At 66.3% G+C, this 15,557-nt stretch carries 20 protein-coding genes; 12 read left to right on the top strand and 8 right to left on the bottom strand.

The features are described 5' to 3' along the window. Positions 1 to 101: 101 nt before the first annotated feature. On the top strand, positions 102 to 824 hold the full coding sequence (locus tag A9975_RS11970) for a response regulator transcription factor (RefSeq protein WP_043353109.1): 723 nt from the start codon (positions 102 to 104) through the stop codon (positions 822 to 824). Continuing rightward, positions 821 to 2,335 carry a HAMP domain-containing sensor histidine kinase gene (locus A9975_RS11965; RefSeq protein WP_183032864.1) on the top strand — a complete coding sequence of 505 codons (1,515 nt, stop codon included), beginning with the start codon at positions 821 to 823 and terminating at the stop codon, positions 2,333 to 2,335. The genes A9975_RS11970 and A9975_RS11965 overlap by 4 nt, the downstream gene beginning before the upstream one ends. 12 nt (positions 2,336 to 2,347) lie before the next feature. Here A9975_RS11965 and A9975_RS11960 read toward each other — a convergent pair whose 3' ends face one another. Next, complete coding sequence (locus A9975_RS11960) at positions 2,348 to 3,247, bottom strand: LysR family transcriptional regulator (RefSeq protein ID WP_150984349.1); 900 nt, start codon at positions 3,245 to 3,247, stop codon at positions 2,348 to 2,350. A gap of 183 nt (positions 3,248 to 3,430) precedes the next feature. Between A9975_RS11960 and A9975_RS11955 the strand changes: the two genes are divergently transcribed. Beyond that, on the top strand, positions 3,431 to 3,883 hold the full coding sequence (locus A9975_RS11955) for a DoxX family protein (protein ID WP_183032863.1): 453 nt from the start codon (positions 3,431 to 3,433) through the stop codon (positions 3,881 to 3,883). Here A9975_RS11955 and A9975_RS11950 read toward each other — a convergent pair. From A9975_RS11950 to A9975_RS11940, 3 genes are read right to left on the bottom strand one after another with little or no spacing between them, the layout of a single operon-like run. Continuing rightward, entirely contained in the window at positions 3,880 to 5,223 is a 1,344-nt protein-coding gene (locus tag A9975_RS11950) for an MFS transporter (protein ID WP_183032862.1), read from the bottom strand. The genes A9975_RS11955 and A9975_RS11950 overlap by 4 nt on opposite strands. Continuing rightward, on the bottom strand, positions 5,220 to 6,317 hold the full coding sequence (locus tag A9975_RS11945; RefSeq protein ID WP_183032861.1) for a hypothetical protein: 1,098 nt from the start codon (positions 6,315 to 6,317) through the stop codon (positions 5,220 to 5,222). The genes A9975_RS11950 and A9975_RS11945 overlap by 4 nt, the downstream gene beginning before the upstream one ends. Positions 6,318 to 6,348: 31 nt before the next feature. Continuing rightward, positions 6,349 to 6,852, bottom strand: coding sequence for an ester cyclase (locus tag A9975_RS11940; RefSeq protein WP_183032860.1), 504 nt, complete (start codon positions 6,850 to 6,852; stop codon positions 6,349 to 6,351). A gap of 412 nt (positions 6,853 to 7,264) precedes the next feature. Here A9975_RS11940 and A9975_RS11935 point away from each other — a divergent pair, with 412 nt between their 5' ends. Next, entirely contained in the window at positions 7,265 to 8,476 is a 1,212-nt protein-coding gene (locus A9975_RS11935; RefSeq protein ID WP_183032859.1) for a collagen-like triple helix repeat-containing protein, read from the top strand. Positions 8,477 to 8,751: 275 nt separating this feature from the next. On the opposite strand, the gene A9975_RS11930 is transcribed toward A9975_RS11935, so the two are convergent. Beyond that, positions 8,752 to 10,038, bottom strand: coding sequence for a DUF2325 domain-containing protein (locus A9975_RS11930; RefSeq protein WP_183032858.1), 1,287 nt, complete (start codon positions 10,036 to 10,038; stop codon positions 8,752 to 8,754). A gap of 229 nt (positions 10,039 to 10,267) precedes the next feature. Here A9975_RS11930 and A9975_RS11925 point away from each other — a divergent pair, with 229 nt between their 5' ends. The 8 genes from A9975_RS11925 (at position 10,268) to arsH (ending at position 14,463) form a co-directional block, all read left to right on the top strand. Continuing rightward, positions 10,268 to 10,624 (top strand): gamma-glutamylcyclotransferase family protein, encoded by a 357-nt coding sequence (locus A9975_RS11925; protein WP_174427487.1) that lies wholly within the window; start codon positions 10,268 to 10,270, stop codon positions 10,622 to 10,624. A gap of 138 nt (positions 10,625 to 10,762) precedes the next feature. Continuing rightward, complete coding sequence (locus A9975_RS11920) at positions 10,763 to 11,191, top strand: molybdopterin-binding protein (protein ID WP_183032857.1); 429 nt, start codon at positions 10,763 to 10,765, stop codon at positions 11,189 to 11,191. 145 nt (positions 11,192 to 11,336) lie between these two features. After that, positions 11,337 to 11,726: a winged helix-turn-helix domain-containing protein gene (locus tag A9975_RS11915; protein ID WP_255503172.1), complete on the top strand. Its 390-nt coding sequence runs from the start codon at positions 11,337 to 11,339 to the stop codon at positions 11,724 to 11,726. 184 nt (positions 11,727 to 11,910) lie between these two features. After that, positions 11,911 to 12,417 (top strand): GyrI-like domain-containing protein, encoded by a 507-nt coding sequence (locus tag A9975_RS11910; protein ID WP_183032856.1) that lies wholly within the window; start codon positions 11,911 to 11,913, stop codon positions 12,415 to 12,417. A 31-nt stretch (positions 12,418 to 12,448) separates the two neighbouring features. Further along, a complete protein-coding gene (locus A9975_RS11905; protein ID WP_183032855.1) occupies positions 12,449 to 12,844 on the top strand; it encodes a hypothetical protein in 396 nt (131 codons plus the stop codon). Between the two features lie 147 nt (positions 12,845 to 12,991). Next, positions 12,992 to 13,372, top strand: coding sequence for a VOC family protein (locus tag A9975_RS11900; protein WP_150984339.1), 381 nt, complete (start codon positions 12,992 to 12,994; stop codon positions 13,370 to 13,372). A 105-nt stretch (positions 13,373 to 13,477) separates the two neighbouring features. Beyond that, entirely contained in the window at positions 13,478 to 13,684 is a 207-nt protein-coding gene (locus tag A9975_RS11895; protein ID WP_183032854.1) for a hypothetical protein, read from the top strand. Further along, complete coding sequence (arsH, locus tag A9975_RS11890) at positions 13,681 to 14,463, top strand: arsenical resistance protein ArsH (RefSeq protein ID WP_183032853.1); 783 nt, start codon at positions 13,681 to 13,683, stop codon at positions 14,461 to 14,463. Before A9975_RS11895 ends, arsH begins: the two co-directional genes overlap by 4 nt. 50 nt (positions 14,464 to 14,513) lie before the next feature. Here arsH and A9975_RS11885 read toward each other — a convergent pair whose 3' ends face one another. The 3 genes from A9975_RS11885 to A9975_RS11875 all read right to left on the bottom strand — a co-directional run. Beyond that, the gene (locus A9975_RS11885) at positions 14,514 to 14,951 is read right to left on the bottom strand and encodes an ester cyclase (protein WP_150984336.1); all 438 of its coding nucleotides are present in this window, start codon (positions 14,949 to 14,951) and stop codon (positions 14,514 to 14,516) included. Between the two features lie 102 nt (positions 14,952 to 15,053). Then, positions 15,054 to 15,296, bottom strand: a complete 243-nt coding sequence (locus tag A9975_RS11880; RefSeq protein ID WP_370564519.1) for a tripartite tricarboxylate transporter substrate-binding protein — start codon at positions 15,294 to 15,296, stop codon at positions 15,054 to 15,056. Positions 15,297 to 15,332: 36 nt separating this feature from the next. Beyond that, positions 15,333 to 15,557 (bottom strand): transposase (locus A9975_RS11875; RefSeq protein ID WP_183032474.1); only part of this gene is annotated, 225 nt, incomplete at its 5' end.

Genomic DNA, 15,557 nt, shown 5'->3' with positions numbered 1-15,557 from the left:
GTGATAACTCGCCGCCTCAAAATTTTGCACAATAGCCAGGCCGGCGCTTTTCCTGTGCCTCCCCTGTCATGCGCGAGCCGGCTCGCGCCTCTAGGCTGAACATGGATCACCCCAAGCGCATCCTGATCGTCGAAGACGACGTCGACATCGCCAACGTACTGAGCCTGCACCTGCGCGACGAGCGCTATGAAGTCGTGCACAGCGCCGACGGCAACGAAGGCCTGCGGCTGCTGGCGCAAGGCAACTGGGACGCGCTGATCCTCGACCTGATGCTGCCCGGCGTGGACGGGCTGGAGATCTGCCGGCGCGCCCGCGCCATGACGCGCTACACGCCGATCATCATCACCAGCGCGCGCGCAAGCGAAGTCCACCGCATCCTTGGCCTGGAGCTTGGCGCCGACGACTACCTGGCCAAGCCGTTCTCGGTGCTCGAACTGGTGGCCCGCGTGAAGGCGCTGCTGCGCCGCGTGGATGCCATGGCCAAGGACCTGCGGATCGATGCGGGCAGCCTGGAACTGGGCGGCCTGTCGATCGATCCGCTCACGCGCGAGGCCAGCGTGGACGGCCGGCGCATCGAGCTCACCCCGCGTGAGTTCGACCTGCTGTATTTCTTCGCCCGGCATCCCGGCAAGGTGTTCTCGCGCATGGACCTGCTCAACGCCGTCTGGGGCTATCAGCACGAGGGCTACGAACATACCGTCAACACCCATATCAACCGGCTGCGCACCAAGATCGAGGCCGACCCGGCACAGCCCAGCCGCATCCTGACCGTGTGGGGGCATGGCTACAAGCTCGCGGCGGGAACCCAGGGAGGCGCGCCGTGAGCTTTGACCTTGGACTGAACCTGAGCCGCCGCCTGACCCTGACGCAGCGGCTGTCGCTGGTGTTTTCCGTGCTGCTGCTGGCCTGCTGCGGCGCCTCCGCGTGGCTGCAGTTCCGCTCCAACGACATGCGCGAGAAGGAAGTCATCCAGGACCTGTCGCGGGGGCTGGCCGGCCATATCGCCCGTAATGCTTCGCTGATGGACGCCAACGGGCTCAAGCCGGATGCGCTGCGCCGCCTGTTCGGCCAGTTGATGGTGGTGAACCCGAGCGTGGAGGTGTACCTGCTGGACAGCCAGGGCCGGATCCAGGGGCACGATGCGCCGGCCGGGCACCTGCAGCGCCAGCAGGTAGACCTCCAGCCGGTGCAGCGCCTGCTGGCCGGCGAGCCGCTGCCTATCCTTGGGGACGATCCGCGCAGCGCGGGCGGGCGCAAGGTGTTCAGCGCCGCGCCGCTGCGCGTGGGGGGTGCCGAGCCCGCCGGCTACATCTATGTGGTGCTGCTGGGCGAGGCGCATGACGAACTGGCGGCGCGTGCCTCCGCCAACTCGGTGCTGCGCACCACGCTGTGGTCGATGGGGCTGGTGGCGCTGCTGGGTTTGCTGGCGGGCCTGATGGCGTTTGGCCTCATCACGCGGCCGCTGCGCCGCCTGACCGAGGCGATGCGGCGCTTTGATGCCGACGGCGCGCCCGAGACGCAGCCGCGCGTGCCGCGCTCGCCGTGCGGCAATGCACGCGATGAAATCGTCGCGCTGGAAGCGGCCTTCGCGCAAATGGCGGACCGCATCGCCGAGCAATGGCGCGCGCTGACCAAGCAGGACCAGGAGCGGCGCGAGCTGGTTGCCAATATTTCGCATGACCTGCGCACGCCGCTGACCTCGCTGCACGGCTACCTGGAAACGCTGTCGCTCAAGGCCGATACGCTTAGCGAGGCCGAGCGCCAGCGCTACCTGGCCATCGCGCTGGCGCAAAGCGTCAAGGTGGGGCGGCTGGCGCAATCGCTCTTTGAGCTGGCGCGGCTGGAGCACGGCATCGTGCAGCCGGCGCTGGAGGATTTTTCGCTGGTGGACCTGGTGCAGGACGTGTTCCAGAAGTTCGAGCTGCCGGCCGAGGCGCGCCATGTGCGGCTGCGTGCCGGTATCCCGCAGCGCCTGCCCGCCGTCACGGCCGATCTCGGCATGATCGAGCGCGTGCTGACCAACCTGCTGGATAACGCGATCCGCCATACGCCGGCCGAAGGCGCCATCGATGTCGATCTCGCCCTGCGCGACGGCAAGGTGGCGGTCACCGTCAGCGATACCGGCCCCGGCATTCCCGCGGGACTGCGCGAAAGCCTGTTCCAGCGGCCCTTCAGCGCCGGCGGCGCGCATCGCGGCGGCGGGTTGGGGTTGCTGATCGTGCAGCGCATGCTGCAGTTGCATCACAGCCAGATCCGGCTGGTGGAGCGCGCCGGCAGCGGCACGGTGTTCAGCTTTGAGTTGCCAGTGTCCGGTGGCGCCGGCGGTGCACGCTAGCGGCGCGAAGCCTTAGCCCGCGGCCTGGCCGGAGAAGCGCTCGATCAGCCACGAGGCGGCGGGGCCGGGTGGCGTGTCGGTGCGGTAGATCGCATCGAAGGGGTAGAAGTTGCTGTGATTTTCGGGCAGGTCGAGCAGCACCAGGCGCCCCGAGTCGAGATCTTCCTGCACCATGGGCACCGGCATATTGCCCCAGCCGATGCCTTCGCGCAGCAGCATGTGCTTGGCGCCAAGATCGCCCAGGCGCCAGGTATGCGTGCTGATCACCGCGAAATCCTTGCCGCGCGTCAGCGCCGAGCGGTCCGACAGCACCAGTTGCACATGATGCCGTCCGGCGCCCGGCAGGTTCGGGCTGCCGCTGGCCAACGGATGGCCTGGCGCCGCAACCGGCCGCAGCATCACATCGCCGATCCAGATGCGCTCGATCCCCGCCACGCCCGCACCAAGCGGCCCGCTGACGCCGATGGCGGCAGAGCCGTCCAGCACCATCTGCGTCACGGCGCCAAGTGCCTCCATGTGCAGGTGCAGCGCTACCGTGGGAAATGCCTCGCGGAAGGCCTTCAAGGCGTCCACCACGCGCGCCGCGGGCAGCATCACGTCCAGCGCCAGGTGGACCTCGGCCTCCAGGCCTTGCAGCAGGCCCTTGACCTTCGCGCGCAGCCCGTCGATGCCCATGGTGACCGTGCGCGCCTCGGCCAGCACGGTGCGGCCCGCCTCGGTCAGTTGCGGCTTTTTGGTGGTCTTGCGGTCGAACAGCGCCACGCCGAGCTGATTCTCCAGGTTGGCGATCGTATAGCTGATGACCGAGGTCGCCCGGCTGAGCTTGCGGGCCGCGCCGGCAAAGCTGCCGACGTCCACCACGGTCAGGAACACCTTCAGTTGATCCAGCGTGGGCGTACCGGGATTGGGCATCTTATCGACTTTATCGAACGTTTCGATCCATATTATCCCAGTTTCGCGGACGTAAAAACCCGCCTACATTTAGGCCCATCGGTTGCAGTACCCGATTCAGACCCTGAACCCGAACCCGAACCTTGATCCCCTGACTCAAGCGGCCTGCCATGACTGTGCGGCCGCCTCGAATGGAGAACCACCATGTCCCAAGCCGCCAAACCCAACGCCCAACTTAATGCCCAGGCCAACTCCCGTGCCGGCACACCCGCCGCAGCCGGCGTGGCAGTGCTGGGCCGTGTCCTGATCAGCGCCATCTTCCTGCTCTCCGGTGCGTCCAAGCTGGCCGCGCCGGCCGCCATGATCGGCTACATCCAGTCGGTCGGCCTGCCGCTGCCGCAAGTGGCGCTGGCCATTGCCATCGTCGTGGAAGTGGTGGGCGGCATCGCCCTGGTGCTGGGATACCGCACCCGCCTGGTAGCTGCCATCCTGGCCGTCTTTAGCGTGGCGACCGCGCTGGCCTTCCATGCCAACCTGGCGGACCAGAACCAGTTCATCCACTTCTTCAAGAACATCGCGATGGCCGGCGGCCTGCTGCAGATCGTGGTCTACGGTGCAGGCCGCTTCAGCCTGGATGCACGCCGCGGCAACGCTTAACGCGCGGGGCGGGTTTCAAGCGCAGCCATGCGCATGGGAAACGCCAGCACGAAGAGCAGCGCGGCCAGCACCAGGGCCGCGCTGAGGATGTACAGGCTATCGGTGAAGCCGCCGGTGGCCGCCTTGATGGCGCCCACCATGACCGGCGCCACCAGGCCCGCGCTGCTGCCGATCGTGCTGATCATGGCGATGCCGGCAGCCGCGCCCCGGTCCGCCAGGATGCTGCCCGGCACGGACCAGAGAATCGTGAAAGCGCTGGAGATGCCCGCCGACGACAGCGCCAGGCACAGCACCGCCGCCAGCGGGTTGTGCATGAACAGCGTGGTGAGCGACAAGCCCAGCGCGCCAACCAGCGCCGCCACGGCAAAATGCCAGCGCCGCTCCCCCGTGCGGTCCGAATGGCGCCCCACGACGATGGACGCCGCAATCCCGGTGACTGCCGGCACCACCGCGTAAAACCCCACCTGCAACACGCTCAGCCCCATCATCTTCAACAGCGTGGGCTGCCAGAACGACAAGGCATAGATGCCCAGGATGGCGAGAAACGAGATCAGGCCGAGCATCCACACGCGCCGGTCGCGCATCGCGGCGCCAAAGCCGTGGGCCGCACGGATGCCATTGGCGGACTGGTCCTCCTCCAGCAGCCGGGCGACGCGTTGCCGCTCAGGGGCGCTGAGCCACCGTGCCTGCGCAGGACCGTCCGACAGGATGAAGAAGGCCAGGATGCCCAGCAGCGCGCTCGGTATCCCCTCCAGCAGGAACAGCCACTGCCATCCCTGCAAGGACCATGCGCCATTGAGGAACGTCATCACCAGGCCCGCCAGCGGCCCGGCCACGATTGGCGCGGCGCCATAGGCCATGAAGAACAGCGCCGTCACCTGTGCCCGGCGGCGCGATGGATACCAGAGCGTGAAGTAGAACAGCACCCCCGGCGCGAACCCGGCCTCCAGCACCCCGATCAGGAACCGCAACGCATAGAACTGCGTGGGCGTGCTCACGAAGATCATGGCCGCGCACGCTAGTCCCCACAGCCCCATGATGCGCAGCAGCGTGGCCCGCACGCCGATCTTCGCCAGCATCAGGTTGCTGGGCACCTCGAACAGCGCATAGCCGAGAAAGAAGATGCTCGCGCCCAGGCCAAAGACGGCATCGCCAAAGCCGAGGTCCTCGCGCATCTGCAGCTGCGCATAGCCAACGTTGGTCCGGTCCAGGTAATTGAAGACATAGCACACGCATAGCAGCGGCAGCAGCCGCCATGTGATCTTGCGGAACAGCTCGGCGTCGCTGGCCGGATCGGCGGTGGCCGTGCCGGCCGGCTTGGTGAGGGTAGCGGTGTTCATTGCGCGGGCCCCCGGTCTGCCCGCGTGCCGCTCGGGTGGCCGAACTCGGTCTCGCCCCACAAGTGGCTGGACGGCGCGCCTGGGAACAGCCAGTACGGCGTGCACTCGGACGACGGCATGACGTTGCAAAACGGATGCGCTTCGGAGGCACCCGCGATGGTTTTCTCCAGCACCATGGACAGGTACTGGTCGTTGCTGCCCTCCTGCGTATTGCCGTTCAGGATCACCTCGGCCCCGGTGGCGCGCGCAAAGCGCCGGATGCCGTTGTGGCGCGAGTGCTCCGGCGACCAGCTGTCCGCGCTGACACCGTTCTCGCTGCTCACGCGGATGCCGTCGGGCGTGCGATAGACCAGCGAGTGATTGCCTTCGGTGTGCCCTGGCGTGTGCACCAGCGCCAGGCCGTGGCCCAGGTGCACGCTGCCGTCGAAAGCGACGATGCGCTCCCGCGGCACGTCCGCGAGGCCATTGGGGCAGTACCAGTCGGCCTGCACCGGCAGCAGGCCGTGCACGCTGGCCAGCTCCTGGCGGTGCACCAGAAGCCTCGCGTTGGGCAGCAATCCGCGGCTCGCGCCGCTGCCGAGCCAGCGGCGCACGTCCTGCGTGTGCAGGTGATCGTAGGTGATGTAGTCGATCTGCTCGGGGGCCACGCCGCAGCGTGCCAGCGCTTGCAGCACCGTGCCGTAGACGGGGGCGATGGTGTTGTGCAGGAACCGCGGCGTCTGCGTGCTCATGCGCTTGAAGTAGGGCGTCTCGGTGCCGGCCTCGAAGTCCGCGGGGGTAAACAGCAGCGTGCGCAGGCACCCCGCGAAGTCCTCGTACTGGATCAGCACCGTGCGCGACAGCAGGTGGATCAGGTGCGGCTTGAGCATCTGCTGCGAGTACACGCCGTTGAAGGCGTACCAGGCCGGGTAGGGAACCCGCAGCAGGTTGAAGCTGCGCGCGAACCGGACCGGCGGTGCTTCCAGGAACTGCTCGCGAAAGCGCGCCGCGCCGCTGCGCAGCGCGCGCAGGCGGTCCTGTGGCGCGCTGGCGCTGCGCGCGCCGTCAAAATCGGAGATCGGCAGCAGGCCTGTCGGATCGGGTTCGCGTTTCATGGGTTGTCTCCTGTGGTTCTTGTTTTTCTTTTTATGCGGCTTCGGCCTGGCGCGCTTCTGGCTGGCCCAGCAGGCCGCCGATCAGCTGGCGCAGCATGTCCGGCGGCGTGCCGGCCAGCAACTGGCGCAGCATCGTCAACGTGTCGAAATACACGCGCTCGCAAACCAGGCGCTCGCCCTCGAAGATGAACAGCGCGATCATGCGGCAGCGAAACGCATTGCCCGTCGGCGGCAAGCCGCGCAACGGGCCACGGTGCGTGCCCAGCAGCCAGAACTCCACGATCACGGCGTCGTCCGTGTGGCGCAGCTGGATGATCTCGTGGCGCTGGTCGGGGAAGGCCAGGCGGCTGTCGATGTAGTACTGGCGCACGGTGTCGATGCCGTCATGCACTTCGCCGCTGGGAATCAGCTCGTAGTGCGGGTGCGGGAAGGTGGCGAGCACTGCGTCGAAATCCTGGCGGGTCTCATCGGCGAAGTGGTCAAGCACCAGGCGCTCGCGGCGCGCCTTGAGATCGGGGGAGAGGGTTGTGGTCATGCTGAAAGCTCCGTGGCGGGCAATCTGCGGAACACTGCGGCCGATGCCGCAGTCCGTTGCCTGGAGCGATTATCTGCAGCGTGCCGGCGCAAGACTGTCGCCGCTTGGCAGTTGCCGATCCGGATAAACCCCGGGTTTGGCGCGCGCGTGCCAGGCGCCCATTACTTCTGTTTGATTGGCGATGGAGCCGGGGGGCGTTACGTAACGCGTAACGGAACAGGTGGGCGAAGGGCGCGCTTCAAACGCGCGAGCCCGGCTTCATCCATTTCCCGCAAAGCCAATCCACAAGCGGGTTCCAAGGCTACGAGCACAGTCGCGCGCAGCACGAAAAAGACGTCTTTCACCTCGGGCATAACTATTGCGTCTAGGCCACCACTTGACGATTCAACGCAATAACCAGAGAGGTCTGACCGTGCGCAATCAGCAATATTTCCTTGGTATCACATTGGGCGCGTTGGTGCTGCTTGGCGGCTGTGCCAACGGATCCGACGGCGCCATGGGCAAGACAGGCGCCACTGGCCCGACGGGCAATACGGGAGCGGCGGGCAATGCCGGCGCTACGGGCGCGGCAGGCAACGCAGGTGCCAAGGGCGATGCCGGTGCTACCGGCGCCACGGGGACTAACGGGGCGAACGGCGCAGCGGGAGCCACGGGCGCAACGGGTTCCGCAGGCGCTACCGGTGCCACGGGCGCGACGGGGGCGGGCGGCGCCACGGGAGCTACGGGTCCCTCGGGCCCCGCTGGCGCCACCGGATCGGCGGGCGGCACGGGGGCCACCGGCCCGGCGGGCGGCACGGGACCCACCGGCGCAACCGGCGCCACCGGCGGCACGGGGCTCACCGGCGCGACCGGCCCCTCGGCACTCAATCAACTCGGCACGGCAATCAGCGGCGTGGGCAGTGCCGTCGGCGCGGTGGGCTCCGGCCCGCTGGCTGCCGTCACCACGCCTGTGGGATCCATCGTCAGCCAGGTTGGCCAGATCGTGGGTGGCGCGGGACCGCAGGCTATCACCAATCCGGTGACCCAGATCACAGGCACGCTCGGCCAGGCGATCGTGCCGCTGACCTCCACGCTGACCGGCGCCACGCAGACCCTGGGTGCAGCGACCGGCCTGGGTTCCGTCGTCGACAATCTGCTGCGCACGGTCGGGGGTACGGTGGGTACCGTTGGCACTACGATCACGCAGACCAACGCGCCGGTGGTATCCAGCCTGGGGGGCATCGTGACGTCCACCGGCAATACGGTTTCCGCGCTGGGCGGACTGGTCAACGCCCCCACGGGCGGCACTGGCAATAATCCGCTGGCCCCGGTCACGAACCTGCTTGGCGGGCTGACGGGCGGTCTCACGGGTGGCCTGGCACCGGGCAATACGCCAGCGTCGGGCCTGCTCGCGCCAGTGACCAGCCTGCTCAACAACACCCTCGGCACGGTGACGCATGCCACGGGCAGTGGCGGCGGCGCGCTGCCTGGTGCCTTGCCTGGCTCGCTGACCAGTGCATTGGCTCCGGTCACCAATGTGCTGGCAGGCGCCACTGGTGCAACTAGCGCGGCGGGCGCCGGCAACGCGGGCACGGGTGGCCTGCTCGGCGGACTGCTTGGCGGGCTGGGCGGTACCAAGCCCTGATACTTGCCGACAAAGCCGGATCTGCCTTGCCGTGCTTCCCGCTCCCGCGTGGGGAAGAGGGTGGGCGCTCGTTACGCCTGCGTGCTGGAAAACACAAAAGGCTTCGCTTCAAGTGGCTCCTAGCTAAGCCACCCCTCTCCCTGGCCCTCTCCCCCTGAGGGGCGAGGGAGAGACAGCCGTCGTCATGGCGCGCGGCGTTTGCCCGTTCGGCGGCTTCGGCTAAAGCTTCAGGTTTGTCAGCCTTCTGAAGCCGATACCCTGGCGCAGGCTTCTTGCTACGCCGCTGCGCTGACGCGCGTGGTCAACTCGACAAAACTGGCCACGCTGGCGCTTCGCAAGGGATAGTAGGCCACCTGATGGCGCTCGCAAACGCGCTTGAGCATGCTCATGGAGTCATGGTCGATGCAGTCGACGGGAAACACCACCATGTCCGCGCGGGCCACGGTTGCCGCCAGCAGGCCCTTCCTGTCCTCGATGCCGCCATCGTGCAGCACGAGTTGGCCGCCGGTGGATTCCACCAGCGATTTCAGGGTGTGGTTGGAGCCGGGGCGTCCGCCGACATAGACAATGCGTTTTCCCCGTAGCTGGCGCAGCCCGGCGTGGCGCTCCGCCCCTTGTGCCGCGGCGGGGAGCACGGCGCGTTCCATCGCTTCCGATTCGGCGCGGCTGATCTTCAGCTGGGCCAGTGCGTCGTCAAGCTGCGCGCGCACGGCTTGCATCTGCTCGTGTTCGCGCATGGCGTGTTGCTCCGCGGCTTCGCGCCGGCTTGCTTGCAGTGCGAGTTCCGCATCGCGTGCCGCCAGGCTCTCGCGCAGCATCTGCAACGCCGTATCCGTATCTGTACCCGTGTCGCGCGGCCCCGCTTGCTGGTCCGCGCGCGCGTTCAACTGGCTGAGCTGATCGCTCATCTGGCGGATCGCCATTGCATGCCGCATGTTCAATGCCTGCAGGCGCTGCTGCTGGCGCTCGAGCTTGTCCCGCAGCGCGGCATTTTCTTCTTCCAGCGCGATCAGCCGGCGGATGTCGGCGCGATTCGCCGCACCCACCAGGTGCGACAGCATATGCACCTCGCCAAACGCCGCCTGGCGAACCGCGGTGCTGGCCTCAGGGTGCGTCACCACCGCCCAGTAAGCTGACGGGATGTCGCCGCTGCCGACGGCGTCGTCCCAGAGCTTGCGCACGGCATCCGCATCCTTGGCCGCGCCGAAACGCTTCAAGGCGCTCGCGTAGCGCTCGTCGAGCGCTTTCTGGAATGCTTTGCAACCCTCGCCGCCCGCGCTGGAAAGCTTGACCGCTTCGTGATGGATTTCGAGGTCGGTGGCGCGTTGCCGGTCCAGCGTGGTGAAGCGCGGTACCAGCTTGCGCAGCTCGCTGGTGGTCATGCAGGTGCCGATCACCGAGCAGTGCAGATGCGAGTCCAGTTCGGCCAGGCGCGTGCGCCGCCGTACCGCGCGGCTCTGCGGCTCGGCTGGCGTGCAACAACCGGCGGCCGGTGGCTGCTCGTGGCCGAGCGCTGCACCAATGCCATTGGCGCGAGCAAGGCGAAACGGTGGCGTGTGCATGCGGACCTCACGTGGGAGAAGACGGGCAGGGTGGCGCGTTGCCATGCCTCGGAGAGGGGCAACATCAGGATTCCCGTTTGGTCAGCGAAATATACCATTGAATATAACGGGTGTGCAGCGGCGACGCAGCGCGCCGCAGGCGCGTAAGGTATGTCAAGCAGCGCTGCCAGCAACCACCAGGCATGCCCTAGAATTGCAGCGCCAGACAGGCAGATCAAAAGGAGTGGCAATGACGGTGGATGCGAAAGATACGGCTGTACTGCTTTTTTCCTACGGGACGTTGCAAGACAAGGCGGTGCAGATCGCCAACTTCGGCCGCGAACTGGCCGGCCGCCATGACGCCATCCCCGGCTACTCGCAATCGATGGTCGCCATCGATGACCCTGCCGTGGTTGCTACCAGCGGAAAGACGCATCATCCGATCGTCCAGCCCAGCCCGGATCCCAACGATGAGGTGGCCGGCATGGTCTTCGAGATCACCGCGCAGGAACTGGCCGCGGCCGATGCCTATGAAGTCTCGGACTACAAGCGCATCGCGGTGACGCTGAAATCAGGCGTTCAGGCGTGGGTCTACGTCCGGGCCTGAGCAAGAATGGTTGTCAGGACGGACAGCGTGGCGAAGGGATGTGAACGCGCTATGATCCGGCGATCCGGCACCCGGGCGCCACAGGCCGGGACCCATGCGGCCGGGCGATGGCCGCGGACATGACGAGGCGAGGACAAGATGAAAACCAGCGCAAGAAACCAATTGAGCGGCAAGGTCAGCGCAGTCCACAAAGGCGCGGTGAACGACGAAATCGAGCTCGAGATTGCCGGCGGCGTGCGGATCGTGGCGACCATCACCGCCGAGAGCACGAAGCGCCTCGGGCTGGCTGTCGGCAAGGAAGCCGTCGCGCTGATCAAGGCATCGTCCGTGATCGTGGGCGTGCCCGACCCGGACATCCTGCTCTCCGCGCGCAACCAGCTCGCCGGCACGGTATCGGGCATCAAGATCGAGGCGGTGAATACGGAGGTCTCCATCGGCCTGGCGCAGGGCGGCGAGATCGTGGCCATCATCACCAATGACAGCGTGACCAGCCTCGGGCTGGTGCAAGGCGGCGCGGCCGTCGCCATCTTCAAGGCCTCCAGCGTCTTGCTGGCCGCGCGCGCATAAGCGTGCCGCGCAATGGCGCCGATTGGGCGGCCGGCGCCGCGAACACTTGTAACGCTTTGCGGATCGCGTATGGCGCTACCCGCATAGGCGCTATTTGCATAGCGCGCATATTCCGCTGGGGATGCCGCCGGGGTACCATGCCGCCATGGTCAAACTTGCTCGCTCCCGAACCTCGGTCAGCCCGGATACGCCGCAGGCGCTGTTTCGCATGCGCGTGATGCTGGGCGATACCATCGCCATTGGTCCCGGCAAGATCACGCTGCTGGAAGCGATCCGCGAATGCGGCTCCATTTCCGCCGCGGCGAAACACCTCGACATGTCCTACAAGCGGGCCTGGGATCTGCTCAACGAAATCAACCGCTCGCTGGCCAGGCCGGCCGTGGATTCCGAGCATGGCGGCGCGCAGGGCGGCGGCACCGTGCTCACGCCGGTGGGCGAGGAAGCGATCCGTCTCTACCGCGCCGCCGAGCTACGCGCGGCCAAGGCCTGCGAGGCCGAGATCAACGGCCTGATCAAGCTGCTGGCCAAGCCTTGAGCTTGCGGCCCAAGCCCTGAGCCGTGAGCCCTAATCCGGCCAATGCCGGACCTTGATGCCACTCGCCAGTGCTGGCGGACAGTACTTCGAATGGGCGTATCAAGTGCAGCGGCATTTACGCTATGCTTGGCGCCGCGCACGCCGCACATCTCCCATGGACTGCTGTTTCTCCGAGCCACAACGCATGCAAGCACCGAACGCCACCGCGCTCCCCACCCCACGTTTTGAAGCCGGCCGCACCTTCTGGATAGCGGGCCTCGGCGGGCGGTTCACCCTGGAAACGAACAGCGGCATTCCCGCGCTCTGGGATGCGTTCGGCCCCTCCATTGGCGAAGTCCCGGGCCAGGTGGGCGGGATGACCTACGGCCTGTGCTGTAACCCTCGGGACGATGGCAGCTTCGAGTATGTGGCCGGCGTGGAAGTGAGCAGCCCGGACGGACTGCCGCCGTCGTTTCGCTGCATCAAGGTCGAGCCGCAGCGCTACGCTGTATTCGTGCATGCAGGCGATGTCTCGACGCTGCACGAGACGTTTCACCGCATCTGGCATCAATGGCTGCCGGCGTCCGGGTTCCGGGCCGGACATGCGCCTGAGTTTGAGCGCTACAGCGCGGATTTCGATCCGGTGGCGGGAACGGGCACCGTGGAAATCTGGCTGCCGGTCAGGGGTGGGGCGGATGCGGCGGCGGCCTGAAGCGTTGCCCGTCACGGGCGCGAACACCACCATGCCGATAAAGACAGTCAGCGCAGTGATCCTGGCATTGTTTTCCGCAAGCAGTTTTTCCACCACGCAGTGCCCGCCCGATGCGCCGTGCGGCCCGTTGCCGCCGGAATTCAAGGTGGCGATGTACGCCTCCATCGTTGCTTTCCCGATGGCTTGCGCGAAGCTGGATCCCGCGAACGCGCCGCGCTACGAGGCAGCCTTGTCGGCGGAGCTTGGCAAGCTGGGTGCCGACGACCAGGCGGCCATGGACGAGGCAAGGCGCGATCCTGCCTTGCCCGCGATGCTGATCGCTGCGTCGCAGGCGCTTGAGGCAGAGCAATCGCCTGCGCGGCTTCTGCGCAAATGCAGCCGTGCGCTCCAGCGCACCGAAGCGGCGGAGCCTGCAAGCCCGAAGTGAGCGCAGGCAGGATTGCGCGTCGTGCCTTGTTACCTCGCCCGCCTTGAGTCCCACGCCGCGATGAACAATACTGGCCCGTAGGCCGCTGCGGCGCGAGCGGGCCGGTTTTGTTTCCGCATGGGCGGAAGTGATTTCAAGGAGCAAGCCATGTTGCGCGACAGTCACGCATTCAGCGGATTCTCGGTCGACGACATCGCCAAGGCCACGAACTTCTATGGCGGTACGCTGGGGCTGGAAGTCTCCGCGAGCGGGGGCTTGCTGACCCTGTATATCGCCGGCGGCAACAACGTGCTGCTTTATCTCAAGCCGAACCACGTGCCTGCGACGTTCACGGTGCTGAATTTCCCGGTGAAGAGCGTGGACAAGGCCGTGGAGACACTCGGCAAGCTCGGCGTGCGCTTCGAGACCTACGACCTGCCCGGGCTGAAGACCGACGAGCGGGGCATCTGCCGCAGCGAGGGCGGCCCCGTCATCGCCTGGTTCAAGGACCCGGCCGGCAATATTCTCTCTGTGCTTGAAGCGACATAAGCTGTTTTGGCCAGGCACCATGCGACTCGCGGTTCGCTTTATATGCCTCCCAAGATCATTTCAATAATTGTGGAAATATTAAAATGATGGCGTTATGATGCGAGCATGAACTCGAAACTGGTCGTACGGGCCCTCGGTGCCATCACAACTCCCGACAGCGGTACATCGCGCAATACGCTCGCGATGATTCGCAACGCCGGGATCGAGCCTGAAGTCATCGCGCACCTCACGCAACCGCCGCAACGCAGTGCCTTTGCCAAGGAAGACGGCGAGCGCGTGATCGATGCCGACGGCCGGAGGGTCTGCCGATGACGGATGCGTTGCGTAACGTTGCACTGCCGCTGCTGGACATACCCACCGAGCAAAAGCTGGAGCCGCGCAGCGTCTCAACACATGCGCCGCGCATTCTCCTGCTCTACGGCTCGCTACGCCCGAACTCCTATAGCCGCCTGCTCACGCTCGAAGCCGAGCGGATCCTTAGGCACCTCGGCGCGCAGACCAAGGTGTTCGATCCGCATGGCCTTCCCGTCACGGACAGCGTGCCGGCGGATCATCCGAAGGTGGCCGAGCTGCGCGCGCTGTCCGCGTGGTCGGAGGGCCAGGTCTGGTGCAGCCCCGAGCGGCACGGCACGCTGACCGCGGTGTTCAAGAACCAGATCGACTGGTTGCCGCTGGAGATCGGCGGCATTCGTCCCACGCAGGGCCGCACGCTGGCCGTCATGCAGGTGTGCGGCGGCTCGCAGTCCTTCAATGCCGTCAATGCACTGCGTGTGCTCGGGCGCTGGATGCGCATGGTGACGATCCCGAACCAGTCATCCGTGCCGAAGGCCTACCAGGAATTCGACGCGGATGGCCGCATGGCACCCTCCGCGTTTTATGACCGGGTGGTCGACGTGATGGAGGAACTGGTCAAGTTCACCTTGCTCGTGCGTGACCGTTCCGCTTATCTGACGGACCGGTACAGCGAGCGCAAGGAGAGCGCGCCGCCGGTTGCGGCGGCGCTCGCCCAGGCCGCGATGGATCACGAGCGCGCTGCGCAAGCGCTGGGACGCAACGATAGCAGCGACGGCGACGACAGCGAAGTCGAGTAGCGCCGCCGATGTGGCCGCGGCGCGGGAAACATGGCCTGAAACGCCATCCGCTAGGCGGCGGCCAGCCCGAGCGAGCGCAGCTTAGCCCCCTGGTCGAAGTACGGCCGCTCGCAAACGATCTTGTCGCTGTCGGGCGCGAACTCGAACGACGCGGCCATGCGCACGCGAAACGCGCGGCCCGTGGGCGGGTAGACGGTACCATTCGCCTTCAAGGGCCCAAGGTGGGTGCCGGTGAGCCAGAACTCCACCAGCACCGTGTCGCCGGCCGCGGCGATGCTGATGATCTCGTTGGCCTGGTCGGGGAAGGGCGTGCGCGAAGACGCGAAGTAGCCGCGCACCGCTTGCTCGCCGTCGAAGACCGCGCCGCCTCCGTGCATCTCGTAGCGTGGATGGGCAAAGGTGGCGATGACAGCGTCCCATTCCTGGGTGCACTCCAGGGCCATATGGTCGCGCACAGTCTGGATGCGGGCGAGTGACAGACTATCCATGTTCAGGGCTCCGTGATTCGGGGTTTTGGGGTTTCTTGCAGGCTTGTCGAGTGATTGATGCACTGACGCGTGCACTGACGCATGCATGCGCGCAAAAGGCGCTTAGTCCTGCGTCACGCCGGCTGTCTTCGCTACTTCTTTCCACGCCGGGATATCGCGCGCATTCAGCTTGCCGAGTTCCTCGCCGCTCATCGGCGTGGCCGCGATGCCCATCTCCAGCAGGCGGGCCTTGATTTCCGGCGTCGCCAGTACCTGGTTCAAGGCGTCCGACAGCTTCTGTACGATTGGCTTGGGCGTGCCGGCGGGCACATACAGGCCCCAGCGGAATACTCGGTCAAAATCGATGCCCTCGTCGACATACTAACTTTTCAGAAAGTATTGTCAGGCCGCAGCGTATTGGCACTCCGGCTGGCGAAAGAACGACTTGACTAACTCAGGCAGTCGTTGAATGCGACGTAACGCACTTCTCGCCAATTTCTTCATTTCGTTCTTTCCCTGGACTAAACGCTTGGAGACTTGCCGCTTCACGTGCGCCCACACCTGCTCGTCGGGGTTCAGGTGAGGAGAATACGGCGGCAGGTAGAACAGCTTCAGCCGGCCTTGCTC

This window comes from Cupriavidus sp. UME77 (assembly GCF_014170355.1).
Lineage (GTDB): Bacteria > Pseudomonadota > Gammaproteobacteria > Burkholderiales > Burkholderiaceae > Cupriavidus > Cupriavidus basilensis.
This window is presented reverse-complemented; position numbering and strand designations above follow the sequence as displayed.